This is a genomic window from Litchfieldella rifensis (assembly GCF_042646605.1).
Classification (GTDB): Bacteria; Pseudomonadota; Gammaproteobacteria; order Pseudomonadales; family Halomonadaceae; genus Litchfieldella; species Litchfieldella rifensis.
Map to the genome: position 1 here is coordinate 335,836 of NZ_JBHRUG010000048.1, position 25,562 is coordinate 361,397.

The following is a 25,562-nucleotide window of genomic DNA, read 5'->3' on the forward strand; positions in this document are numbered from 1 at the left end:
CGCTTTGGCAGTCTTGCCGATTGTGTCCTGCCGCTTGTACCGGTCGCGCCTCCAATACACTACCGGCATGGCCATCGATCCCAGAGCGAGATGCTTAAATTCCCTATATCCCCGCCCACCATTGGTAGCCTCGGTCTTCCCAGTAGCCGCCCCGGCCGCGGCCGAAGTGGGCGAAGCTCTCCACCAGTTCGACGCGCATCACGTACTTGGCCATCTTATAGCCGAGTTGTCGTTCGGCTCGCAGCCTTAGTGGGGCGCCATTGGCGATGGGCAGGTCGCTACCGTTCAGGCCATAGGCCATCAGCGTCTGCGGGTGATAGGCCTCGAGCATGTCCAGGCTCTCGTAGTATCTGTCCGTGCCGCGATAGCTATCCGCACAGTGGAAGACCACGAATCGCGCTTCGTCGCGCACACCGACCTGGGCCAACAGATCGCTGAGTACCACGCCGGTCCATTGGCCGATGCAGCTCCATCCTTCGACGCAATCGTGGCGGGTGATCTGGGTGCGCGCCGGCATGGCCCGGAGTTCGTCCAGCGAGAAGGAGCGAGGCCGTTCGACCAGGCCGTCGATCGTCAGTCGCCAGTCGCGGAAGCCGTTGGCCGCTAGGCGTCGGTAAGTTTCGTCCTGTGGGTTGGTGGTACCGTTGGCACGAAAGGTCGGGGCGATATCGTCGGGCGTGTATTCGCGTGCCAGCGATTCGCGAGAGGCCAGCAGCCGTTGCGCCCGCTGGGTCAGCGCGCCGGTGGCATCGAACAACTGGCGCATGGCGTCGCTGCGTGATAGCTGGTCGCAGCCCGCCAGCAGGGCCGCACTGCTGGCCAGGACAGCGCGCGCCAGGAAGCGGCGACGCCCCGGATTGGTCGGTCTATTCATCGCGGGTCTCCTCGCTCGGGGGCAGCACATAGCGCCCGGTGATCATCGAACGCAGGTTGTTGACGACGCCGGACACCAGTACCAGCGCGATATGGATCAGGAAGAAGCCGACCAGCGCCAGGGCGCACAGGAAATGGATCGTACGCGCGCTCTGGCGGCCACCGAAGAGATCCAGCAGCCACGGCCAGGCAGCATCCATGGTCGGGGACATGGTCAGTCCGGTGAGCACGACCAGCGGCGCGATGACCAGCAGCACCAACAGGTAGGTCAGTTTCTGCAGCAGGTTGTAGTGGCGTGCCTCCTCGCCTTTCGGGAAGCGCAGCCGCAAGTGTTCGAACAGGGTATGACCGATGGTTCGCCATTCGTGACATCGTGGCAGCAGGCGTCGGCGCAATTGGCCGCTGATCACCAGATACAGCAGATAGGCGATCAGCATGGGGGCGAAGATCCAGCCGGCCAGGAAGTGCCACTGACGTCCTGCAGCCAGCCAGCGAGGCCCCGGCACTGTAGCCCAGGCTGGGAAGGCACGGCGCTCGCGTGCTTCAGCCGGGCCGGACAGACCCAAGACCCCGGTGGTCTCGAAGCGGTAGTCGCCGATCTGGGTGATGCCGCGCAGTTCGCCGTCATCGCCGCTGACGGCGCGGATCGATAGCGCCGGGTCGTCGAAACGGGAGTCCTTGCCCCAGTACAGGGCGGGGTGGGCATTGAAGATCTGCAGGCCGCTCATCAGCAGCACGACCAGGCAGACCGCATTCACCCAGTGCCAGATCCTCGTGAACCGCGTATGCCGCCAGATGATGACCGGCGCCTGGTCGCTGACACTCGCGGTGGACATGGAGGAGCGTTTCAGGAATTGCATGGGGTACCTCCCCGGGAGAAGCCGGCCGATGCATCCCGATGGGTCATCGGCCGGTAGGGGGCCGAGCCTCACATGGCGTCGTCGTCTTCCATCATGTCGTCGCCTTCCTCCATCATGGGCTCTTCTTCCTCCATCATGGCGTCATCCCCAGCCATGCTATCCTCACCCATCGCGTCGTGCTCCATGGCATCGCCGGACATGGCATCGTGCTCCATGCTTTCGCTTGCCATGCTGTCGCCTTCCATCGGCTCGTTCGCCAGGGCGGCGGTCGGCAGGAGCAGGGCGGCGCCCAGCAGGGCAGCGAACAGCGCGGTCTTGGGACGGTTCAACGAGTTCATCGGCTTGCACCTCCATTCACGGATTGGCCGTCGACGGTATGCCGGAGCGGCAAGGGCCACAGTAGTCAGGCGTCACGGCCGATTCCTCACGAAACCATCACGCCGTGACATTTTTTCCGTGATGCTTTCGTGATGCGCAGGAGTCGGGGTGGCTCTAGAGTAGGGACAGGTAACTGGAGGGAGACCTGGCGATGGTCTACCGGATCCTCTGTGTCGAGGACAATCCCGAGATCGGCAAGCTGCTCACCGAGTCGCTGGCGGCGATGGACTATGCCTGCGACTGGGTACGCGATGGCGAGGCGGCGCTGGCGCTGTTGGCGGCCGAGGCCGCGGGGCTGCACTACGATCTGGTGATGCTGGATCTGATGTTGCCCGGAGTGGACGGTCTGGAGGTCTGCCGTCGGCTGCGCAGCCGCGACAGCCAGACGCCGGTGCTGATGGTCACCGCCAAGGCCGCGATCCGCGATGTGGTGGTGGGACTCGAGATCGGCGCCGACGACTACATCACCAAGCCGTTTCACATGCCGATCCTGCTGGCCCGGGTGCAGGCTTTGCTGCGCCGCGGCCAGCGCCAGGCGCCCGCCGACGACGGCATCGTCCCCACGCCGCCGCTGGTGCGCGGTCCGCTGGTCATCGATACCGGCCAGCACCGGGTACACCTCGATGGCAAGCCGCTCCAGCTCACCAGCAAGGAGTTTGCGCTACTCTCGTTGTTCGCTCGCCATCCCGGGCACAGCTTCAGCCGCGGCGAGTTGCTCGACAAGGTGTGGGGCGAGGAATTCGACGGCTATGATCATACCGTGAACACGCATATCAATCGCTTGCGCAACAAGATCGAGGTCGACCCGGCCAAGCCGCATTTCATCCAGACCGTGTGGGGAGTGGGCTATCGCTTCACCGAGACGCCGGCGGGGGATGGCCCGTCGTCTCCCGAGTCCGGTATCGAGCGCTCATGAAGGCACTGATACGCCGCTTCGGCCGGCTAGGTCGCAGTCTCTATGCGCGTATCGCGCTGGTCTACCTGACCAGTCTGCTGCTGTTGTCGGTGGCGACCGCCTGGATCGCCATCAGTCAGTTCAACCAGCTCGGCCGCGAACTCCAGCAGCGTCTGGAGATCGACCTGGCCGAGAACCTCGCCCAGGTCATGCGGCCGGCGTTGCATGAGGGTATCGACAGCGCCGCCGCAAGGAACATGGCTCGGCATATCGTCTCGATCAATCCTTCGCTGTCACTGTATGTGCTCGACGAGCACGGTCGGGTGATCGCCGACTATGCCGAACCGGCCTGCGGCCTGGGCAGGCAGGTGGACACGCGGGCGTTGGAGACTTTGCTGGGTGAGGAGCCGATGTTGCCGGTGATGGCGATGTCGCCCTGCGGGCGCCAGCTCGGGGTGTTCTCCGTGGCACGCATCGGCTATGGCGAGCGGCGCACCCCAGGCTATCTGTACGCCGATCTCAACAATGCCAGCCACGCTTCGATGTTCGCCATGCTGCGCACCAGTTCCATCACCCGCACCCTGGTGGCCGCCGGCTTGATGGCGCTGCTGGTTTCCGGGATTTTTGGTCTGGTGTGGTTCGCCCTGTTGACCCGGCGCTTCTCGAGGTTGACGACGGCGGTGCAGCGTTTCGCCGAGGGGGATTACGGGCAGCGCATTGCCGCCCCGCGAGACGACGAACTGGGCCGCCTGGTGCGGGCCTTCAACAACATGGCCGGGACCATCGAGGCTCAGCTGCAGGCCTTGCATGAAACCGATCGCCAGCGTCGCGAACTGGTTGCCAATCTCTCACATGATTTTCGCACTCCCCTGACCTCGCTGCGCGGTTATACCGAGCAATTACTGACCACGACCACTGCCATGGATGTTGACCGTCGGCGGATGCTGACGGCGATTCTCGACAATGCCGATCGGCTGACCCGTCTGGCACAGCAGCTTTCGACGCTGGCGCGGCTGGATGCCTACGACAAGCCGCTGCAGCGCGAACCGTTCTCGCTGGCCGAGTTGGCTCACGACATCGTCGGCAAGTTTCAACATCAGGCCCGTCAAGCAGGGATCTCGTTGACGGTGACCTGTGATCCCTCACTGCCTCGGGTCGAGGCCGATCTCGGCTTGATCGACCGGGTGCTGTCCAATCTGCTCGACAATGCCCTGCGTGCCACCGCCGCCGGGGGCTGGGTGCGCCTCGAGGCCGAAGCGCTGGATGAGGGGGTGCGGCTGGCGATCGTCGATAATGGTGTCGGCATCGCGGCGGAGGAACTGCCGGTGGTGACGCAACGCTTCTATCGCACGCGGACCAGTATCGCCAAGGGAGACGGCTCGGGGTTGGGGCTGTCGATCGTGCGCGAGATCTGCGAGCGCCACGAAGCGCCGCTGAAAATCGATAGCCGGGTCGGCGAGGGAACCCGAGTAAGTATGGTGTTGCCCTATGCTTGATTCATTAATGCGTCACACAAGATCGTTGAACTGTGCTGGCGACACAATGGTGTGGCGGTGAGTGCCATGCCGCATGTTGCAGCGCAATAAAAGCTTTGCTATGTTGCATTGCAACGCAAGGCAAAAGCCCTCGCCCCTTGAAAACCCACGGAGGTGTTCCAATGAGCAACGAGACTCTCGACCAAGCCACTCAGCAGTTCGAATCCCTGTTCTTTGCCCCGGCTCGTGCCTACGCGGCACTGACCCTGGACTATACCGAGAAACTGGTGGCTGCCCAGTTCGACGCCGCCAAGGCCTATTCCGACGCCAGCCTGAGCCAGGCCCGTGCCATCCTCGACGTCAAGGACGCCGAAGGTCTGCGCTCCTATGCCGAAGGGCAGCAGAAAACCGCCAAGGAACTGACCGAACGTCTCAAGGACGACGTCGAGAAGGTCGTCGCCATGAACCAGGAGTTCGTCCAGCAGAGCCAGAAGCTGGCCGAGGACAACCTCAAGGCAGCGTCCAAGAGCACGACCAAGGCGGCTAAATAAGCAGTACGCCCGCCTAACAGGCAATTAACACCGAGCCGTCGCCCATTGGGCGACGGCTCGTTTTTTATCCCGCTCTTTTTCATCCGATTCTATTCAGTGAAGGTAGCCAAAGGTGGCTCAGGCCGTCTCGTCCACCGGTTCCGTTGTGTCCACGGGCTCGGCGGAGGGCACGGGGGGCTGCCAATGCGAAGGACCAGAGGCGTCGTCGAGGCGCATGTGCTTCGCCACCATATCGACGAAGGTACGCACCTTGGGCGAGATGAGGCGTCCGCCGGGGAATACCGCGTTGAGCTCGACTTCCGGTCCCGACCATCCTTCCAGGACGCGGCGCAGCTTTCCTTCCTGCGGTCCCCAGCAGGCCACGATTTCGCTGGCCAGCATCAGGCCATGGCCTTCGACGAGCAGTCGTCTCAACACGAAGGGGTCATTGGCCACGGCGATGGGGTCGATCGCGACCTCTTCCCGGCGCGAGCCGTTCTGCAGTTGCCAGAAGTAGCGCTGGCTGCGCTGATCGGAGCTCTTGGCCAGCGTCGGATGGAAGGCCAGATCCGCCGGCTTGCGCGGCTCTCCATGGCGGGCGATGTAGCTATCGCTGGCATAGACGAACGAGCGGTAGCGTGCCAGGGGGCGGGCCACCAGGCTGGAGTCCGGCAGGGGACCGACCCGCAGCGCGACATCGATCTGGTTGGCGACCAGGTCGAGGCGTTCGTTCGACAGTACCATGTCGATTTTGACCTCGGGATACAGCTCCCGGAAATCCCGGATCAGGATCGAGGTGAACTCGGTGCACATCGTGAACGGCGCGGTGACCCGTAACCAGCCCCGTGGGCTGCCTTCGAGATGGTGGACGGCGCTCTCCGCCTCTCCCAGGTCCTGGGCGATGCGATTGCAATAGTCGAAGTAGACGGCGCCGGCCTCGGTCAGGCTCAGCTTGCGGGTCGTACGATTCAGCAATCGGGCGCCCAGGCGCTGTTCCAATTCCTGGACCTTGCGGCTCACCGTGGTCTTGGGGATACGCAGCAACTTCGATGCGGCGGTAAAACTTCCCTGTTCCACGACCTTGGCAAAGATCAAGACGTCGTTGAGATCCTGCTGCATGTTGTTGTCCCTTTCTCCGTGCATGCGTGTCCGGGGAGGAATATCACATTAAGGCGGGCTGCACGGTGACTATCCCGTCAATGAGATAGTATTTCCCTCAAAACCCGACTAATCAAGTCAGCTTAATCGCTTTATCTTCTTGCACTTCACCAGCGCCGATGATGTCGATTTCATGCTCTGCCCGACGACTAAAGGCATGAAGGCATTTATATACCCGCCACAAGCTGGTTGACGTTGGCGCCGATAAGCGACTGGTTAGAGGGACTCCCATGAACGTCCACAAGATGTTCCATTATTCGGACTCCAGGCGAACAGGCCTGGCTATTGCCGTATTCCTGGGGTTCGTTCTCCTGACGGGGTGCGATACCCAGGCGGACGGTGCGCAGCAACAGCCGCCCCCTCCCGAGGTCAGTGTGGCCGAGGTGGTGGTGAAGGATGTGCGTTTCTGGGACGAATACACCGGCCATATCGAGGCGGTGGAAACGGTGGAACTACGTCCGCGAGTGTCCGGCTACATCGAACGCATCAATTACACCGAGGGCCAGGTCGTCGACAAGGGCGATGTGCTGTTCGTGATCGATCAGCGTCCCTATCGTGCCGAGCTGGCTCGTGCCGAGGCCGATCTCCAGCGTGCCCAGGCGCGCGCCGAGCTGGCTCGTGCCGAGGCCGCCAGGGCGGAAACGTTGGCACAGACCCGCGCCATCTCTCGTGAGGAGCTGGATCAGCGCCGCGCGGCGGCGGCCGAGGCCGAAGCCGATGTGCTGGCGGCGCGCGCCGTGGTCGAGACGGCAAGCCTGAACATGGAGTACACCGAGGTGCGCGCACCGATCGCCGGCCGCACCGGGCGGGCTCTGGTCACTGCCGGCAACCTGGTCTCCGACACCACACCGCTGACCAGCATCGTCTCCCTCGATCAGGTTCATGTGCATTTCTTCGCCGACGAGCAAAGCTATCTGCGCTATGGCGCCATGGAGCGGTCCGGGGAGCGTCCCAGCTCACGGGAGGAACGCACGCCGGTACGGGTCGGCCTGGCTTCCGATATCGGCTATCCGTATGAAGGCGAGGTGGACTTCGTCGACAACCAGCTCGATTCTTCGGCGGGCACCATCCTGATGCGTGCCGTACTCGACAATCGCGATGGACGCTTTGCGCCGGGCATGTTCGCGCGCGTGCAACTGCGTGGCCAAGGGTCCGACGATGCCATGCTGGTCGATGACAAGGCGGTGTTGACCGACCAGGACCGCAAGTATGTCTATGTCGTCGATGATCAGGGCGTCGCGGTGCGCAAGGATATCGAGCTCGGGCGCATAACCGATGGCTTGCGAGTGATCGAATCGGGGCTCGAGCCTGGTGACCGCGTGGTGGTTCGCGGTGCCCAGCGCATCTTCTTCCCGGGGATGCCGGTGGCCGCGCAAAGCGTCGACATGAGTGTTCCCCAGCCGACGGTCGACCTCTCGGCCGCTCACTGACGGCTGTTGCCGTTGATGTGTTCTCCGGGGGCGAGCACCAAAGTGCTCGCCCCGATGATGGAGTCTTGCCATGAACTTCGCGAAATTTTTCGTCGATCGTCCGATCTTCGCTGCGGTGCTGTCGATTCTCCTCTTCGTCGGCGGTGCGATCACCATACCGTTGCTGCCGGTCAGCGAATACCCGGACGTGGTGCCGCCGTCGGTGGTGGTGCGCACGGTCTATCCCGGCGCCAATCCCAAGGTCATCGCCGAAACCGTCGCCACGCCGCTGGAGGAAGAGATCAACGGCGTCGAGGACATGATGTACCTCAAGTCGGTGGCCGGCTCCGATGGTGTGCTGCAGATGACCGTGACCTTCCGCCCCGGTACCGATCCGGACGATGCGGCGGTCAAGGTGCAGAATCGGGTCAACCAGGCGCTGGCGCGGCTGCCAGAGGACGTGCGCCGTCAGGGCGTGACGACGCAGAAGCAATCGCCGACGTTCCTGATGGTGGTGCACCTGACATCAGAGGACGGCCGTTACGACACCCTGTACCTGCGCAACTACGCCCGTCTGCATGTCAAGGACGCGTTGGCGCGCATTCAGGGTGTCGGTGACGCGCAGATCTTCGGCGGCGGCGATTACGCCATGCGTGCCTGGCTCGACCCGAACAAGATTGCGGCGCGGGGACTCACGGCCGGCGACGTGGTGCAGGCGATGCGCGAGCAGAACGTGCAGGTTTCGGCTGGCCAGCTCGGCGCCGAGCCCATGCCCAACAGCGACTTCCTGACCCTGATCAACGCTCAGGGCCGTCTGACCACCGAGCAGGAGTTCGGCGACATCGTGGTCAAGAGCGGCGCCGATGGAGAGCTCGTGCGTCTGGCCGACGTCGCCCGTCTGGAGCTGGGCGCTGGCGACTATACCCTGCGCTCGAAGCTGGACGGCAGTGACGCGGTCGCCATCGGCGTCTTCCAGGCGCCGGGGGCGAATGCGCTGGAGATTCAGGAAAATGTCATCGCCACCATGGACGAGCTGGCCCAGTGGTTCCCCGAGGGCGTCGAGTACGAGGCGGTTTACGATACCACCATCTTCGTGCGCGACTCGATCGAGGCAGTGGTCAAGACCCTGCTGGAGGCGGTGCTACTGGTGGTGCTGGTGGTCACGCTGTTCCTGCAGACCTGGCGCGCGTCGATCATTCCGCTGATCGCGGTGCCGGTGTCGGTAGTGGGTACCTTCGCCGCGCTCTATCTGCTGGGCTTCTCGATCAACACCCTGACCCTGTTCGGTCTGGTGCTGGCGATCGGTATCGTGGTCGACGACGCGATCGTGGTGGTGGAGAACGTCGAGCGCAACATCGAAGAGGGATTGACACCACTTGCCGCCGCGCACCAGGCAATGAAGGAAGTGAGCGGGCCGATCATCGCCATCGGCCTGGTGCTGTGTGCGGTGTTCGTGCCGATGGCGTTCCTGTCCGGTGTCACCGGGCAGTTCTACCGCCAGTTCGCGGCGACTATCGCCATCTCCACGGTGATCTCCACGATCAACTCGTTGACCTTGTCTCCGGCGTTGGCGGCGATGCTGCTCAAGCCCCACGATGCGCCGAAGGATCGTATGACACGCTTGATCGACCTGCTGTTCGGTTGGGTGTTCCGTCCCTTCAACCGCTTCTTCGGCAGCAGCTCGGCGAAGTATCAGGGGGCGATCTCGCGCATCCTGGGCCGGCGCGGGGCGGTATTCGTGGTGTATGCGCTGCTGCTGGCCGCGACCGGAGTGATGTTCAATGCGGTGCCGCCGGGCTTCATCCCGACCCAGGACAAACAGTACCTGATCGCCGGCGTCATGCTGCCGGAAGGGGCCTCGCTGTCGCGCACCGATGCGATGCTGAGCCAGGTTGGCGAGATCGCCATGGAGACGGAGGGTGTGACCCACTCGATTGCCTTTCCGGGACTCAATGCCCTGCAGTTCACCAATACACCCAACAACGGGGTGGTGTTCCTGACCTTGGCGCCCTTCGCCGAGCGCAGCCGCACGGCGGCCGAGATCAACGCCGAGATCAACCAGAAAATCGCTGGTCTGCAGGAGGGCCTCGCGTTCGCGTTCATGCCGCCGCCGATTCTTGGCCTCGGCAACGGCAACGGCTGGCAGATGTTCATCGAGGACCGGGCGGGGCTTGGCTACGGCGAGCTACAGAATGCGGTGCAGGCGTTCCAGGGGGCTATCGCGCAGACGCCAGGCATGGGCTTCCCGATAACCAGCTACCAGGCCAACGTGCCGCAGCTCGACGCCGAAGTCGACCGAATCAAGGCCAAGGCCCAAGGGGTCCCGCTGACGGAGCTGTTCGACACCCTGCAGACCTATCTCGGTTCGACCTACGTCAACGACTTCAACCAGTTCGGCCGCACCTGGCAAGTGATCGCCCAAGCCGATGCTTCCTACCGTGACAGCGTCGAGGATATCGCCAACCTGCGTACCCGCAACGAGCGCGGCGAGATGGTGCCGATCGGTTCGATGGTGCAGATCAGTCAGACCTTCGGGCCGGACCCGGTGCTGCGCTACAACGGCTATCCCGCCGCCGACCTGGCCGGCGAGGCGGATCCACGTGTGCTGTCCTCGGCGCAGGCGATGGACACGCTGAGCGAGCTCGCCGCCAGGGTTCTGCCCGGTGGCATGACCTTCGAGTGGACCGATCTGAGCTTTCAGCAGGCGACCCAGGGCAATGCCGCGCTGGTGGTGTTCCCGCTGTCGGTGTTGCTGGTGTTCCTGGCCCTGGCTGCTCTCTACGAGAGCTGGACCCTGCCGCTGGCGGTGATCCTGATCGTGCCGATGTGCATGCTCTCGGCGCTGCTCGGGGTACGGTTCATGGGGGGTGACAACAACATCTTCGTTCAGGTCGGGTTGGTGGTATTGATCGGCTTGGCGTGCAAGAACGCCATCCTGATCGTCGAGTTCGCCCGAGAGCTGGAGATGCAAGGGCGAGGCATCATCGAAGCGGCGTTGGAGGCCTGCCGTCTGCGTCTGCGGCCGATCATCATGACCTCGATCACCTTCACCGCGGCGGTGGTGCCGCTGATGCTGGGTAGTGGCGCCGGTTCGGAAGTGCGCCAGGCGCTCGGCGTGGCGGTGTTCGCCGGCATGCTTGGCGTCACGCTGTTCGGTCTGTTCCTGACGCCAGTGTTCTACGTGGCGTTGCGCAAGCTGGCCGAGCGCTTCCGTCGGGCGCCGCAGGAAACCCTGCCAGCGGAGGGCGAATACCGTGCGTAAGCTACTGCCGATTTCCTTGTCGTTGCTGCTCACGGCTTGTGCCGTGGGCCCCGACTACCAGTCGCCCGAGCTGCCGGAACCTCAATCGCTGGTACGCGCCGATACCTCGCTGTATGCCACCGAGCCGGTGGAAGCCGAGTTCTGGCAGCGTTTCGATGATCCATTGCTGACGCAGCTGGTGGACGACACTCTGGCCACCAATCATGATCTGCGTGTCGCCCTGGCCCGCTACGATCGCAGCCGTGCCTTGCTGCGTGAATCGCGGCAGAACCTGACACCCGACATCACGGCGGAGGCCGGGATCGAGAATCAGCGTCTGAGTGCCGACCAGATGCCGGGTGTCTCTCGTGGCGAGCGTGACGCCGATAGCTTCGACGCCGGGATCTCGGCCTTCTGGGAGCTGGACGTCTTCGGTCGCGTGCGACGTAGCGTCGAAGCCCAGCGCGCCGAGAGCGAAGCCACGGCGGCCGACCTGCGCGCGCTCCAGGTGGTGGTGGTAGCCGAGTTGGTCGATAGCTACTTCCAATTGCGCGGCTTGCAGGAGCAACTGCGGGTCGCACGGGCCAACGCCGACAACCAACGCGAGTCTCTGGAACTGGTGAATGCGCGCCTCGCGGCGGGGCGCGGCATCGAGTTCGACAGCGTTCGCGCCCGGGCGCAACTCGAGACCACGCTGTCACGGATCCCGGCGCTCGAAGGCGAGATCGCCGCGCTGACGCATCGTATCGCCGTGCTGTCCGGCAAGCAGCCGGGAGCGCTGGTCGCCGAGCTCGAAGCGCCGGCACCCTTGCCGGCGTTGCCCGACCGGGTCGCCACCGGCTTGCCCGGCGAGCTGCTGCGCCGGCGTCCCGATATCGCCGCCGCCGAGCGTCGTCTGGAGGTTGCCAGTGCGCGAATCGGGGTTACTACCGCGGATCTCTATCCGCGTTTCACCCTGAGCGGATTACTGGGGACCCAGGCGGCGAATACCGATGATCTGTTCAGCCGTGATAGCGAGACGCGACTGATCGCACTGGGCATCGACTGGTCGTTCCTCGACATCGGCCGTGTGCGGGCACGCATGGCGGCTGCCGATGCCGACGCCGAGGCCAACCTTGCTCGCTACGAGCAGGCGATCTTGTTGGCCCTGGAGGAAACCGAAACCGCCATGGCACGCTACGCCCAAGCGCGGCGTGAACGCGAGCACCTGCAGGATGCCGCCGAAGCCAGCGCTGAAGCAGCACGTCAGGCACGCCAACGCTTCGAGGTCGGCGTCGTCGATTTCCTGCAGGTCATCGATGCCGAGCGTTCACGGCTCGAGATCGAGGATAGCCTGGCGCGCAGCCACACCCGTACCGCCACGGCGTTGGTCGGGCTCTACAAGGCCCTGGCCGGTGGTTGGGCCGAGGAGGTGAGGGAGAGCTGAGCCGTCAAGGACTTCGACCCCGCGTCGCAACGAGGTTCGAGTCGGGGAACCAGAAAAAAAGAAGCCGAATCAGGGAACCTGATTCGGCTTCTGTCATGAGGTCACTTCATGCTGACGTCATGAGGGGAAGGAGAACTGGGCGCCCTCGCGTACCCCGGCCGACGGCCAGCGTTGGGTGACGGTCTTGCGCTTGGTGTAGAAGCGCACGGCATCCGGCCCGTAGGCGCTCAGGTCGCCGAACAGCGAGCGCTTCCAGCCGCCGAAGCTGTGGTAGGACACCGGCACCGGCAGCGGTACATTGATGCCGACCATGCCCACCTGGATGTGGTCGCTGAAGTAGCGGGCCGCCTCGCCATCGCGGGTGTAGATGCAGGTGCCGTTGCCGTACTCGTGAGCGTCGATCAGCCGCATGGCCTCTTCCATGGAGCCGGCGCGAACCACCAGCAGCACCGGGCCGAAGATCTCTTCGAGGTAACAGGTCATGTCGGGGGTCACGCGGTCGATCAGGGTGCCGCCGACATAGAAGCCGTTTTCAAAGCCCGGCACCTGGACGCCGCGGCCGTCGACCACGATCTCGGCGCCCTGTTGCTCGGCGCTGTCGATATAGCCGCAAACCTTCTCCTGGTGGGCCTTGGTGATTACCGGGCCGAAGTCGTTCTCGGCGTCGGAGAAGGGGCCGACCTTGAGGGTCTTCAGTTGCTCTTGCATCTTGCCGATCAGGGCGTCGGCGGCTTCGTCACCCACGGTCACCGCCACGGACAGTGCCATGCAGCGCTCACCGGAGGAACCGAAGGCGGCCCCGGTCAGGGAGTTGACCACGTTGTCCATGTCGGCGTCGGGCATCACGATGGCGTGGTTCTTGGCGCCGCCCAAGGCCTGGCAGCGCTTGCCGTTGGCGCTGGCGCGGCTATAGATATACTCCGCGATCGGTGTGGAGCCGACGAAGCTGACAGCCTGGACGCGGGGATCGTCGAGCAGGGTATCGACGGCTTCCTTGTCACCGTTGACGACGTTCAGCACGCCGGCCGGGAGGCCCGCTTCCAATGCCAGCTCGGCGATATAGAGCGTCGAGGTCGGGTCGCGCTCGGAGGGCTTGAGCACGAAGGTGTTGCCGCAGGCGATGGCCATCGGGTACATCCACAGCGGAACCATGGCCGGGAAGTTGAACGGGGTGATGCCGGCGACCACGCCCAGCGGCTGGAACTCGCTCCAGGAGTCGATGCCGGGGCCGGTGTTCTTGCTGTACTCGCCCTTGAGCAGTTCCGGCACGCCGCAGGCGTACTCCACGTTCTCGATGCCGCGCTGCAGCTCGCCCATTGCATCATGGCTAATCTTGCCGTGTTCCTGACCGATCAGCCGGGCGATCTCGTCGGCATGCTCTTCCAGCAACTGCTTGAAGCGGTACATGACACGGGCCCGCTTCGCGGGCGGGGTATTGCGCCAAGCCGGATAGGCGGCCTGGGCGGCGGCGATGGCGTCCTCGACGGTGGCCTTGCTCGCCAGGCTCACCTGGCCGCCGACCTCGCCGGTGGAGGGGTTGTAGATGTCCTGGGTGCGCCCTTCGCTGTCGACACGAGCGCCGTTGATCAGGTGGCCAAGAGTGGTCATGTACTACCTCGTAGTGAAATGTTGTAAGTTGAGGCCTTCAGGAAGCATTAAACAAATCGGCGAGCGGGCTAGGCGCCCCCGAATGAACCGCAGAGGCGCCCGCAGCGCAGCAACCAGAGCCTATGGGGTATAGGTGAGGATTGCGAGCAGCGCGTAACGCAGCGATTCACCCGCGCAGACATTTGTTCAGTCCAGTTCGCCAATGGCATCGCCAATAACATTGACAAGGCGGTCAATCTCGTCGCGCTCGACGATGAAAGGCAGACCGAGTTGGATGGTGTCGCCGCCGTAGCGTACGTAGAATCCCTTCTCCCAGCACTTCATGGCGATTTCAAAGGGGCGGCGGGCCGGTTCGCCGGGGTAGGGCTCGATCTGCAGGGCGCCGGCGAGTCCGTAGTTGCGGATGTCACTGATATAGCGAGTGCCCTTGAGGCCGTGCAGTGCTTCCTCGAAGACCGGACCCATCTCCCGCACGCGATCGATCAGGCGATCGTTCTCGAGCACATCCAGGGCGGCTAGCGCTGCGGCACAGGCCACTGGGTGCCCCGAGTAGGTGTAACCATGGGGCAGCTCCAGCATATAGTCGGCGCCACCTTGCTCCATGAAGGTGTGATAGATATCGCTCTGGACGATGACCCCGCCCATGGGCATCGCACCATTGGTCAGCTGCTTGGCGACGTTGAGGATGTCCGGCACCACGCCGAATTCCTCGGCGCCGGTCATGGAACCCATGCGCCCGAAACCGGTGATCACCTCGTCGAAGATCAGCAGGATCTCGTGCTGGTCGCAGATCTCGCGTAGCCGTTGCAGATAGCCCTTGGGCGGCGGGATCACCCCGGCCGATCCAGCCAGGGGCTCGACGATCACCGCGGCGATGTTGGAGGCGTCGTGCAGCGCGATCAGTTCCAGCAGCTCCTCGGCCCGCTCGGCGCCACGCTCGGGCATGCCCTTGGTGAAGGCGTTTTCCTTCAGCAGGGTATGGGGCAGGTGGTCGGCATCGACACCCTGGCCGAAGATGGTGCGGTTGGCCCCGATACCGCCCAGGCTGAAGCCACCGAAGTTGACGCCGTGATAGCCCTTGGAGCGGCCAATCAGCTTGGTCTTGGTTGGCTTGCCCTTCTTGCGCCAGTAGGCGCGGGCGATCTTCAGCGAGGTGTCGGCACTCTCTGAGCCGGAGCCGGTGAAGAACACGTAGTCCAGTCCCTGCGGCGTTAGCCCACGGATACGGTGAGCCAGCTCGAAGGCCTTAGGGTGGCCGTACTGGAACGCCGGTGCGTAGTCCAGCTCGGCGAGTTGACGGCTAACCGCCTCAGTGATTTCCGGGCGGCAATGACCTGCACCACAGGTCCACAGGCCGGAGAGGCCGTCGTAGATGCGGCGGCCATCGGCGTCGGTGAAGTAGCTACCCTCTGCGCCGACGATGATCCGTGGGTCGCGCTTGAACTGGCGGTTACCGGTATAGGGCATCCAGTAGGCATCGAGCTGCTCCGGGCTCAGACCAGCAGTCCGTGGGAATTCTTGATCTGACATGGCAGCACACCCTCTGTAGACATTGCTTTTACTATTGTTGGTGGTTCTGTAGAGGCATGCTAGACCCGGCTACCAGTAAGTTAAATCTAGAATTATTTAATCTCATGCAAGCCAGCGCTTAACTTACTTCATCTTCGAGGCTATCCTCGGAGCAGAGCTGCATCCAGGAGGAGGAAAGACCGATGCCACTCCGCAAGGAGGCTTTGACGGGCCAACTGGGCGATGCCGACCTACGTTTGCTGAGGATCTATAAAAAGGTGGTGGAGTGCGGTGGCTTCTCTGCCGCCGAGGTGGAGCTGAATATCAGCCGGGCCGCTATCAGTATGGCGATGAACGACCTGGAGACGCGGCTCGGTCTTCGGTTATGTCAGCGAGGGCGAAGTGGCTTTGCCTTGACCGATGAAGGCTCCGAGGTCTATGAGGCCACACAACAGCTGCTGGCCTCGGTGGAAGGTTTCCGCACCCGGGTCAACAGCCTACATGCCTGGCTCAAGGGCGAGCTCAATATCGGCATCACCGACAACCTGGTGACCATGCCCCAAATGCATATCACCAATGCGCTCAGCGCGCTCAAGGAGCGCGGTCCGGATGTGCGCATCAACATCCGCATGATACCGCCCAGTGACATCGAGCTGGCTGTGCTCGATGGGCGCCTGCATACCGGTGTGGTACCAGCCCTCAAGACCTTGTCCGGGCTGAATTACCTCTCGCTATACGAGGAAACGTCGCAGCTGTATTGCGCCTCCGGTCATCCCCTGTTCGACGCCGAGGGAGTGACGGAGGAACAGTTGGCGAACTGCGACGCCGTGATACCCGCCTATGCTCAGACGCCAGAGATCAAGGCACAGCATGAGTCCCTCAAGTCTGCCGCCACAGCCACCGATCGGGAAGGTATCGCCTTCCTGATCCTGTCCGACCGTTATATCGGTTACCTGCCGACTCACTATGCCGATAGGTGGGTGCGCGACGGCCGGATGCGCGCCCTGAACCCTGTCAGGTGGCACTATCTCACCCATTACAGCGCCATCACCCGCAAGGGAGCCCCGCCCAACCTGGTGCTGGAAAGCTATCTCGAGGAACTCGAGCGTCTAGTGAAGGGATAAGTTCTACCCACTGTTAGACGCCCCGCCCGGCAAGACTGAGCGGGGCGAAAATAGGCCGAACTGGGCATAGAGCAGGCCAATCACCGGGGATACCCAGCAGGCGATGGCCAGCGGGATGTACAGCAGTTTCTTGATATCCCCCTCGGCGACGCCGAGTGCCAGGGTGCTGACCACGAAGGCACCCCCCCGGCGTTCCACAGAATCAACGGTGCGATGAGAGTCCCTTCCGTCAGTGTGTGGGAATCCGCATACCCGACCCGCCGAAATGTGCAAGTATCCAGCCAATCCCGATCGCGACCATTGCGACTAAAGTTGCAGGGTTCTCGCATAAGTTATTGGTAATAAATAATATTTTTCATTTCGGCGCGGTGATTGCTGAATGCTGAGGGTCGATGCGTCCCACGAGACGCGCGACGTTCACCATCACAACCGCATTCAGGAGAACCACCATGCGAAACGTCACCTCAACGCCTGGGGCGTCGACGACAAGGCCGTGGCAGCCAATCGCCGCTGACCGTCCGTCTATCGTCAATGTCTCCTATATTGCCTAATAGGCTTATTGAGCCGAGTGCGGCGTAAAGGGAATTGTGGCTCGGCCAGTGAACCGGTCTGGCAGCAGTTCGAGAAGGCGATCGGTAAAGCGGTCATCGATGCCTCTGTCGCCGCGAGTGAAAGCGAGAAGAGGCAAAGCACATGGCTGACGATTTGCGCGACAGCGCCTTGCAGTACCATCGGTTCCCCCGCCCCGGCAAGCTGGCGATCCAGGCCATCAAGCCCATGGCCAGCCAGCGGGATCTGTCCCTGGCCTATTCGCCCGGCGTGGCCGCGGCCTGCGAAGAGATCGAACGCGACCCCCTGCAGGCGGCCGAGTACACCGCCCGCGGTAATCTGGTGGCTGTGGTCAGCAACGGCACGGCGGTGCTGGGGCTGGGTAGCATCGGCGCCCTGGCCTCCAAGCCGGTCATGGAAGGCAAGGCCGTGCTGTTCAAGAAGTTCGCCGACGTGGACGTGTTCGACATCGAGATCGAGGAGCGCGACCCGGATAAGCTGATCGAGATCGTCGCCGGTCTGGAGGCCACCTTCGGCGGCATCAATCTGGAAGACATCAAGGCACCGGAATGCTTCGAGATCGAGCGGCGCCTGCGCGAGCGGATGAAGATCCCGGTCTTCCACGACGACCAGCACGGCACCGCCATCGTCTCGGGGGCCGCCCTGCTCAACGGCCTGCGGGTGGTGGGCAAGGCGCTCGGCGACATCCGCCTGGTCTGCAACGGCGCGGGCGCGGCGGCCCTGGCCTGTCTGGACCTGGCGGTGGCCCTGGGGGTTCGCCAGGACAACATTCTGGTCTGCGACCGCAGTGGCGTGATCCACACCGACCGTATCGAGGACATGGATCCCTACAAGGCGCGCTACGCGGCCCGGACCGAGGCCCGCACCCTGGCCGATGCCGTCAACGGAGCCGACGTGTTCTTGGGTCTCTCGGCCGGGGGCGCCCTCAAGCCGGAGATGGTGGCGACCATGGCCGATCGCCCACTGATCCTGGCCATGGCCAACCCCACCCCGGAAATCATGCCGGAGGACGCCAAGGCGGTACGCCCGGATGCGGTGATCGCCACCGGACGCTCGGACTACCCCAACCAGGTCAACAACGTCCTGTGCTTTCCGTTCATCTTCCGGGGCGCCCTGGACTGCGGCGCCACCACCATCAACGAGGAGATGAAACTGGCCACGGTCAAGGCCATCGCCGACATGGCGACCACTACGGTGCCGGAAACGGTGGCGGTGGCCTATGGCGGACAGGCGCTGACCTTCGGCCCGGAGTACATTCTGCCCAAACCCTTCGACCCGCGCCTGATCGACACCATCCCGCCGGCGGTGGCCAAGGCCGCCATGGACAGCGGTGTGGCCGCTCGTCCCATCGCGGACCTGGACGCCTATACCCGCTCGCTGTCACGACTGGTATACCGCTCCGGCAATGTGATGGAACCGGTGTTCGAGCGGGCTGGACAGAATCCACTCCGCTTGCTGTACGCCGAAGGCGAGGACGAGCGCGTCCTCCGCGCCATGGAGGTCTGCGTCAGTCAGCACTATGCCAAACCCGTACTGATCGGCCGCCGTGCGATCATCGAGGCCCGTATCGAGGAATTGGGCCTGCCGGTGAGGCCCGGCGTCGATTTCGAGCTGATCGACTCGCAGGACTATCCCGGCTATGCCGAACTGGCCAGCGAGTACCACAAGCTGATGGGGCGGCGTGGTGTCCATCCGGAGGCTGCCGAGAAGCGAGTACGGAGCCGGACCACCATCCTGGCCTCGCTGCTGCTGCGCCGGGGCGAGGTTGACGCCATGATCGCCGGTCCGGTGGGCACCTACCACGAGCACCTGGACTCGGTGCTGGACGTCATCGGCCTGCGCGAGGGCGTCAGCACGCCTGCCGCCCTGCAACTGCTGATCCTCGAACGGGCCACCCTGTTCATTGCCGATCCCTTCGTCAATTACGATCCCGATGCCGGTCAGATCGCCGAGATCACCCTGCTGGCCGCGGAGCAGATTCGCCGCTTCGGCATCACTCCTCGCGCCGCCCTGGTCTCCCACTCCAATTTCGGCAGTTCCGACTTCGACAGTGCCGGGAAGATGCGCCAGGCATTGGCGCTGATCCGGGAACGCGCACCGGATCTGGTGGTGGATGGCGAAATGCAAGCCGACTCGGCGCTGTCCACGGGCGTGCGCGGGCGCATCCTGCCCGACTCGCTCCTCGACGGCGAGGCCAATCTGTTGATCATGCCCAATCTGGACGCGGCGAACATCGCCTTTACCGCCCTGAAGGTACTGGGCAACGGCGTGTCCGTGGGGCCCATTCTCCTGGGGGCCGCCAAGCCGGTTCATGTGCTCAACCGCACGGTCACCGCACGGGGTATCGCCAACATGAGCGCCTTCGCCGTGGTCGAGGCACAGACCGATCGATAACGAAAACAACTCCGACCCAACCAAGGGAGACGATCCATGGCCTTCGAAAACTACAACGACTTCGATCCACAGGAAACCCGGGAGTGGCAGGAAGCCGTCGACGTGGTGGTGGAGCGGGTGGGGCCCGAGCGAGCCACCTACCTGCTGCACAAGGCGGTGGAAGAAGCCTACGGGGCCGGCGCCGAGCCGCCGGACACGACCCGCACGCCGTATCTGAACACCATACCGCCCCACAAGGAGGCCAAGCTGCCCGGCGACGCGGCCTTGCTGCAGCGGCTGACCGCCTACCTGCGCTGGAACGCCATGGCCATGGTGGTGCGCGCCAACAAGAAACCCGCCGAACCCGGGGGGCATATCGCCAGCTACCAGTCCTCGGCAGTGATGTACGAGGTGGGCTTCAATTACTTCTGGCAAGCCCCCACCGACAATCATGGCGGAGACATCATCTACGTGCAGGGCCATTGCGCTCCGGGTATCTACGCACGGGCGTTTCTGGAGGGACGGCTCACCGAGGAGCAGATGGAGAACTTCCGTCTGGAAGTGGACGGCAAGGGGCTCTCCTCCTATCCCCACCCCTATCTGATGCCCGACTTCTGGCAGGTCTCCACCGTGTCCATGGGTCTGGCGCCGATCATGGCCATCTATCAGGCCCGGTTCATGAAGTACCTCCACCACCGGGGGCTGGCCGACACTGAAGGGCGCAAGGTCTGGGCGTTTCTGGGTGACGGCGAGATGGACGAGCCCCAGTCCCAGGGTGCCATCGCCCTGGCCAACCGGGAGAAGCTGGACAATCTGATCTTCGTGATCAACTGCAATCTGCAGCGTCTGGACGGTCCTGTGCGTGGCAACAGCAAGATCATCCAGGAACTGGAAGGCAACTTCCGGGGCGCGGGGTGGAACGTCATCAAGTGCCTGTGGGGGTCGGGCTGGGACGAGCTGCTGGCCAAGGACACCAAGGGGCTATTGCGCCAGCGCATGGAGGAATGCATCGACGGCGAGTACCAGAACTTCAAGGTCAAGGGCGGCGGCTACATCCGCGAGCACTTCTTCGGCAAGTATCCGGAACTCAAGGAAATGGTCGCGCACCTGTCGGACGACGACATCTACTACAAGCTGGTCCGCGGTGGCCACGACCCGCAGAAGGTCTACGCGGCCTATCACGCGGCGGTCAACACCAGCGACAAGCCCTCGGTGCTGCTGATGAAGACCGTCAAGGGCTACGGCATGGGCGAGGGCGGCGAGGGTCAGAACATCACCCACCAGAAGAAGAAACTGGGCGAGGATCATCTCAGGTACTTTCACAAGCGCTTCGACCTGCCCTTCAGTGACGAACAGGTCACCAAGGCGGCGTTCTTCAAGCCCCCCGAGGACAGCGCCGAGATGCAGTTCCTGCACGAGCAGCGCAAGGCGCTCGGGGGCTACCTGCCCCAGCGACGGCGCAACGGTGATGTGCTCGAGGCGCCCCCCCTGGACATGTTCAAGCAGGTGCTGGCGGATACCGGCGAGCGCACCATGTCCACCACCATGGCCATGGTGCGCATCATGGTCTCCCTGGCCCGGGACAAGACCCTGGGGCCGCGGCTGACCCCGATCGTCGCCGACGAGTCGCGCACCTTCGGCATGGAGGGCATGTTCCGGCAGATCGGGATCTACGCTCCCGAAGGGCAGAAGTACGTGCCCATGGACGCCGAGGAGATCATGCCCTACCGGGAGGACCAGAAAGGCCAGATCCTGCAGGAAGGCATCAACGAGGACGGGGCCATGTCGTCGTGGATCGCCGTGGCCACGTCGTACAGCAACCACGGGGTCACCATGATCCCGTTCTACGTCTACTACTCCATGTTCGGCTTCCAGCGCATCGGCGACCTGGCCTGGGCGGCCGGTGACATGCTGGCGCGGGGTTTCCTGATCGGTGGCACCTCGGGGCGCACCACCCTGAACGGCGAAGGGCTGCAACACCAGGACGGGCACAGCCAGCTATTCGCCCAGTTCATCCCCAACTGCATGGCCTATGACCCCACCTTCCACTACGAGGTGGCGGTGATCGTGCGCGACGGCCTCAAACGCATGTACGAGGACCAGGAGAACGTCTTCTACTACATCACCACCCTGAACGAGAACTACCACCACCCGGCACTGCCCGACGGGGTCGAAGAGGACATCATCAAGGGCATGTATCGGTTCAGCAAGGCCGAGGGCAAGGGCAAGGGGCCTCGGGTGCAGCTGCTGGGCTGTGGCAGCATCCTCAACGAGGTCATCGCCGCGGTGGACCTGCTGCGCGACGACTGGGGCGTGGCGGCCGACGTCTGGAGTTGCCCGAGCTTCAACGAACTGGCCCGCGACGGCCACGCTGTCAAGCGCTGGAACCGGCTGCATCCCGGGGAGAGTCCGCGCAAGAGCCATGTCGAAGAGTGCCTGGAAGGTACCGAAGGACCGGTCATCGCCTCCACCGACTACATCCGGCTGTTCGCCGAACAGATTCGGCCCTTCGTGCCGCGGCGTTACGAGGTGCTGGGCACCGACGGCTTCGGCCGCTCCGACAGCCGCCGGGCCCTGCGCCGCCACTTCGAGGTGGATCGTCATTACGTCACCCTGGCCGCGCTGCAGGCCCTGGTCGACGAGGGCAAGCTCAAGAGCGGCAAGGTGCGGGACGCCATCGCCAAATACGGCATCGACCCCGAAAAGCCCAACCCCCTGTACGCCTGAGCCGGAGGAGAAGAACAGTGGCCATCCAAGAAATCAAGGTACCGGACATCGGCGACTTCACCGATGTCCCGATCATCGAAATCCACGTCCAGGCCGGCGACAGCGTGCAGGTCGAGGACCCGCTGATCACCGTGGAGTCCGACAAGGCCTCGATGGACGTGCCCGCCCCCCAGGCCGGCACCATCCAGGAGGTCAAGGTCAAGGTCGGTGACACGGTCTCCGAGGGCAGCCCGATACTGCTGCTGGAGAGCGGAGAGGGAGAAAAGACCGCGGCTCCCGCCAGGGAAGAAGCGAAGACACCGCAACCGGCGGCTGCCCCCTCCAGCGCACCGTCGACCGGCCAGATTGCGGATTTCAGCCGGGTTCACGCCAGTCCCTCGGCTCGCCGCGTGGCCCGCGAACTGGAGGTGGATTTGACCCGAGTGCCGCCGACCGGCCTCAAGGGCCGGGTCACCAAGGAGGACATCCAGGCCTTCGCCAAGGGTGGCACCCCGACGGCGGCCACGGCCGGCGCTCCGACCGCCGGGGAGGGCATGGATCTGCTGCCCTGGCCCAAGGTCGACTTCAGCAAGTTCGGTCCGGTGGAGACCCAGCCGCTGTCGCGCATCAAGAAGATCTCCGGCGCCAACCTGCATCGCAACTGGGTGAGGATTCCCCACGTCACCAACCACGACGAGGCCGACATCACCGACCTGGAGGCCTTCCGGGTGCAGTTCAACAAGGCCAACGAGAAGGCGGGTATCAAGGTCAGCATGCTGGCGTTCATGATCAAGGCCGCGGTCGCCTCCTTGAAGCAGTTCCCCGAGTTCAACGCCTCGCTGGACGGCGACCAACTGATCCTCAAGCAGTACTACCACATCGGCTTCGCCGCCGACACGCCCAACGGCCTGGTGGTACCGGTGATCCGCGATGCGGACCAGAAAGGCGTGGTCGAGATCGCCCAGGAAATGGGGGCGCTGGCCAAGCTGGCCCGCGACGGCAAGCTCAAGCCCGACCAGATGCAGGGCGGCTGTTTCACCATCTCCTCGCTCGGCGGGATCGGCGGGCTGTATTTCACGCCCATCATCAATGCCCCCGAAGTGGCCATCATGGGCGTGTGTCGCTCCTTCTGGAAGCAGGTCTCGCCGGACGGCAAGCAGTCGGACTGGCGGTTCATGCTGCCCCTGTCGTTGTCCTGGGATCACCGGGTGATCGACGGCGCCGCCGCGGCCCGTTTCAACGTCCATTTCGCCAACCTGCTCGCCGACATGCGGCGCATCATCATGTGAGGAATCGACGACATGGCCAATGCAATCGAAGTCAAGGTGCCCGATATCGGCGATTTCAAGGACGTCGAGATCATCGAGGTGCTGGTCAAGCCGGGCCAAGCGATCGACATCGAAACCCCGCTGATCACCCTGGAGACCGACAAGGCCTCCATGGACGTGCCGTCCCCGGTGTCGGGCACGGTCGGAGAGCTCAAGGTCAAGGAAGGGGACAAGGTCTCCGAAGGCTCGACCATTCTGCTGCTGGAACCGGCCGAGACCGGCTCCCGGGTGGCCGGCCGCGACCCGCATCCCGCGGTGCATGAAAAAGGGGTTGGCTCAGCGGCGCCCGGTGATGCCGGCGGGGGTTATGGCGGTGGCAGCCTGGAAGAGGTTCGGGTGCCGGACATCGGCGATTTCAAGGACGTCCCGGTGATCGAAGTGCTGGTGCGACCCGGCGATACGATCCGTGCCGAGGACCCGCTGATCACCGTGGAGTCCGACAAGGCCTCCATGGACGTGCCCGCGCCCAAGGCGGGCAAGGTCGCCGAAGTGCTGCTGTCAGTTGGCGACAGGGTCTCGGAAGGCTCGGCGATTCTGGTGCTGGAAGCGGAAGGGGCGGCCCATGCAGCCCCACCCGCTCCCGCCCAGGGTGCGCAGGAGCGGGCAGCTGCCCCTGCGCCTACGGCGGCTAGCTATACCGGCGGCGCCGATCTCGAGTGCGAGATGCTGGTGCTCGGCGCCGGGCCGGGCGGCTACTCGGCCGCCTTCCGGGCCGCCGACCTGGGGATGAAGACCGTGCTGGTGGAGCGCTATGCCAGCCTCGGCGGGGTGTGCCTGAACGTCGGCTGCATCCCCTCCAAGGCGCTGCTGCATGTCGCGGCGGTCACCGACGCGGCCACTGCCATGGCCGATCACGGCATTGCCTTCGGCAAGCCGAAAATCGACCTCGACAAGCTGCGCGGCTGGAAGGAACAGGTCGTCGGCAAGCTCACCGGGGGGCTGGCCGGCATGGCCAAGGCACGCAAGGTCGACGTTGTCCGCGGGGTCGGGACCTTCCTCGACCCGCATCACCTGGAAGTTGCCCTGACCCGCGGCGACGGCCAGGAGCAGACCGGCGACAAGCAGGTGGTGAGGTTCGGCAAGTGCATCATCGCCGCCGGTTCGCAGTCGGTGACACTGCCCTTCATTCCCGACGATCCGCGGGTGGTCGACTCCACCGGCGCCCTGGAACTGACCTCCCTCCCCAAGCGCATGCTGGTCATCGGCGGCGGCATCATCGGCCTGGAGATGGCCACGGTCTACTCCACCCTGGGCACGCGCATCGACGTGGTCGAGATGCTCGACGGGCTGATGACCGGTGCCGACCGCGATCTGGTCAAGGTCTGGGAGAAGGTCAACACGCCGCGCTTCGACAGGGTGATGCTCAAGACCCGGACCACCGCCGTGAAAGCCCAGAAGAACGGCCTCAAGGTCAGCTTCGAGGGCGACAACGCCCCCGCCGAGCCGCAGCTGTATGACATGATCCTGCAATCGGTCGGGCGCAGCCCCAACGGCCACAAGATCGGTGCCGAGAACGCCGGCGTGGCGGTCGACGAACGCGGCTTCATCGCCACCGACAAGCAGATGCGCACCAACGTCGGGCACATCTTCGCCATCGGCGACATCATCGGCCAGCCGATGCTGGCCCACAAGGCGGTCCACGAGGCGCATGTCGCCGCCGAGGCCGCCGCCGGGCACAAGAGCTTCCTCGATGCCCGCCAGATCCCCTCGGTGGCCTACACCGATCCGGAAGTCGCCTGGGCCGGCAAGACCGAGACCGAATGCAAGGCCGAGGGCATCAACTACGGCAAGGCGGTATTCCCCTGGGCAGCCTCCGGTCGGGCCATCGCCAACGGCCGCGACGAAGGTTTCACCAAGTTGATCTTCGACGAGGAGACCCATCGCATCATCGGTGGCGCCATCGTTGGCACCCAGGCGGGGGATCTGATCAGCGAACTGTGCCTGGCCATCGAGATGGGTTGCGACCCGGTCGACATCGGCAAGACCATCCATCCTCACCCGACCCTGGGCGAATCGGTCGGCATGGCCGCCGAGCTGTTCGAAGGGGTGTGCACCGATCTGCCGCCGCAGAAGAAGCGATAGGGAGGATACCAGCGGGC

At 64.0% G+C, this 25,562-nt stretch carries 19 protein-coding genes; 12 read left to right on the forward strand and 7 right to left on the reverse strand.

What is annotated here, in order from left to right; translation table 11 throughout:
* Positions 1-103: 103 nt before the first annotated feature.
* From ACFOEV_RS21235 to ACFOEV_RS21245, 3 genes are all read right to left on the reverse strand, one after another.
* Entirely contained in the window at positions 104-874 is a 771-nt protein-coding gene (locus tag ACFOEV_RS21235) for a molybdopterin-binding protein (RefSeq protein ID WP_386776896.1), read from the reverse strand.
* Complete coding sequence (locus tag ACFOEV_RS21240) at positions 867-1,733, reverse strand: cytochrome b/b6 domain-containing protein (protein ID WP_386776897.1); 867 nt, start codon at positions 1,731-1,733, stop codon at positions 867-869. Before ACFOEV_RS21240 ends, ACFOEV_RS21235 begins: the two co-directional genes overlap by 8 nt.
* A 68-nt stretch (positions 1,734-1,801) precedes the next feature.
* Entirely contained in the window at positions 1,802-2,071 is a 270-nt protein-coding gene (locus tag ACFOEV_RS21245; protein WP_386776898.1) for a pentapeptide MXKDX repeat protein, read from the reverse strand.
* 191 nt (positions 2,072-2,262) lie between these two features.
* On the opposite strand from ACFOEV_RS21245, the gene ACFOEV_RS21250 reads away from it, so the two are divergent.
* From ACFOEV_RS21250 to ACFOEV_RS21260, 3 genes are all read left to right on the forward strand, one after another.
* Positions 2,263-3,027 carry a response regulator transcription factor gene (locus tag ACFOEV_RS21250; protein WP_386776899.1) on the forward strand — a complete coding sequence of 255 codons (765 nt, stop codon included), beginning with the start codon at positions 2,263-2,265 and terminating at the stop codon, positions 3,025-3,027.
* Complete coding sequence (locus ACFOEV_RS21255) at positions 3,024-4,502, forward strand: sensor histidine kinase (RefSeq protein ID WP_386776900.1); 1,479 nt, start codon at positions 3,024-3,026, stop codon at positions 4,500-4,502. The genes ACFOEV_RS21250 and ACFOEV_RS21255 overlap by 4 nt, the downstream gene beginning before the upstream one ends.
* 161 nt (positions 4,503-4,663) lie before the next feature.
* Entirely contained in the window at positions 4,664-5,032 is a 369-nt protein-coding gene (locus ACFOEV_RS21260) for a phasin family protein (protein ID WP_386776901.1), read from the forward strand.
* 117 nt (positions 5,033-5,149) lie between these two features.
* Here ACFOEV_RS21260 and ACFOEV_RS21265 read toward each other — a convergent pair whose 3' ends face one another.
* On the reverse strand, positions 5,150-6,130 hold the full coding sequence (locus ACFOEV_RS21265; RefSeq protein ID WP_386776902.1) for a LysR family transcriptional regulator: 981 nt from the start codon (positions 6,128-6,130) through the stop codon (positions 5,150-5,152).
* 284 nt (positions 6,131-6,414) lie between these two features.
* Here ACFOEV_RS21265 and ACFOEV_RS21270 point away from each other — a divergent pair, with 284 nt between their 5' ends.
* The 3 genes from ACFOEV_RS21270 to ACFOEV_RS21280 all read left to right on the forward strand — a co-directional run bounded on the left by ACFOEV_RS21270 (position 6,415) and on the right by ACFOEV_RS21280 (position 12,245).
* The gene (locus ACFOEV_RS21270) at positions 6,415-7,599 is read left to right on the forward strand and encodes an efflux RND transporter periplasmic adaptor subunit (protein WP_386777073.1); all 1,185 of its coding nucleotides are present in this window, start codon (positions 6,415-6,417) and stop codon (positions 7,597-7,599) included.
* 70 nt (positions 7,600-7,669) lie between these two features.
* Positions 7,670-10,840: an efflux RND transporter permease subunit gene (locus ACFOEV_RS21275; RefSeq protein ID WP_386776903.1), complete on the forward strand. Its 3,171-nt coding sequence runs from the start codon at positions 7,670-7,672 to the stop codon at positions 10,838-10,840.
* The gene (locus ACFOEV_RS21280; protein ID WP_386776904.1) at positions 10,833-12,245 is read left to right on the forward strand and encodes an efflux transporter outer membrane subunit; all 1,413 of its coding nucleotides are present in this window, start codon (positions 10,833-10,835) and stop codon (positions 12,243-12,245) included. Before ACFOEV_RS21275 ends, ACFOEV_RS21280 begins: the two co-directional genes overlap by 8 nt.
* 117 nt (positions 12,246-12,362) lie before the next feature.
* Here ACFOEV_RS21280 and ACFOEV_RS21285 read toward each other — a convergent pair whose 3' ends face one another.
* Together ACFOEV_RS21285 and ACFOEV_RS21290 are read right to left on the reverse strand one after the other, a co-directional pair.
* Entirely contained in the window at positions 12,363-13,853 is a 1,491-nt protein-coding gene (locus ACFOEV_RS21285) for a CoA-acylating methylmalonate-semialdehyde dehydrogenase (protein WP_386776906.1), read from the reverse strand.
* A gap of 186 nt (positions 13,854-14,039) precedes the next feature.
* A complete protein-coding gene (locus ACFOEV_RS21290; RefSeq protein ID WP_386776908.1) occupies positions 14,040-15,383 on the reverse strand; it encodes an aspartate aminotransferase family protein in 1,344 nt (447 codons plus the stop codon).
* Between the two features lie 182 nt (positions 15,384-15,565).
* On the opposite strand from ACFOEV_RS21290, the gene ACFOEV_RS21295 reads away from it, so the two are divergent.
* The gene (locus tag ACFOEV_RS21295) at positions 15,566-16,486 is read left to right on the forward strand and encodes a LysR family transcriptional regulator (protein ID WP_386776910.1); all 921 of its coding nucleotides are present in this window, start codon (positions 15,566-15,568) and stop codon (positions 16,484-16,486) included.
* Positions 16,487-16,489: 3 nt separating this feature from the next.
* Here the strand turns inward: ACFOEV_RS21295 and ACFOEV_RS21300 are convergent, their stop codons facing one another.
* Positions 16,490-16,684: a hypothetical protein gene (locus ACFOEV_RS21300; protein WP_386776912.1), complete on the reverse strand. Its 195-nt coding sequence runs from the start codon at positions 16,682-16,684 to the stop codon at positions 16,490-16,492.
* A gap of 181 nt (positions 16,685-16,865) precedes the next feature.
* On the opposite strand from ACFOEV_RS21300, the gene ACFOEV_RS21305 reads away from it, so the two are divergent.
* From ACFOEV_RS21305 to lpdA, 5 genes are all read left to right on the forward strand, one after another.
* The gene (locus tag ACFOEV_RS21305) at positions 16,866-17,000 is read left to right on the forward strand and encodes a hypothetical protein (RefSeq protein ID WP_386776914.1); all 135 of its coding nucleotides are present in this window, start codon (positions 16,866-16,868) and stop codon (positions 16,998-17,000) included.
* Between the two features lie 179 nt (positions 17,001-17,179).
* Positions 17,180-19,450 carry an NADP-dependent malic enzyme gene (locus ACFOEV_RS21310; RefSeq protein WP_386776916.1) on the forward strand — a complete coding sequence of 757 codons (2,271 nt, stop codon included), beginning with the start codon at positions 17,180-17,182 and terminating at the stop codon, positions 19,448-19,450.
* Positions 19,451-19,486: 36 nt separating this feature from the next.
* Positions 19,487-22,156, forward strand: coding sequence for a pyruvate dehydrogenase (acetyl-transferring), homodimeric type (aceE, locus tag ACFOEV_RS21315; protein WP_386776918.1), 2,670 nt, complete (start codon positions 19,487-19,489; stop codon positions 22,154-22,156).
* A gap of 17 nt (positions 22,157-22,173) precedes the next feature.
* Positions 22,174-23,424: a dihydrolipoyllysine-residue acetyltransferase gene (gene aceF, locus ACFOEV_RS21320; RefSeq protein WP_386776920.1), complete on the forward strand. Its 1,251-nt coding sequence runs from the start codon at positions 22,174-22,176 to the stop codon at positions 23,422-23,424.
* 12 nt (positions 23,425-23,436) lie between these two features.
* A complete protein-coding gene (lpdA, locus tag ACFOEV_RS21325; RefSeq protein WP_386776922.1) occupies positions 23,437-25,545 on the forward strand; it encodes a dihydrolipoyl dehydrogenase in 2,109 nt (702 codons plus the stop codon).
* Positions 25,546-25,562 lie beyond the last annotated feature (17 nt).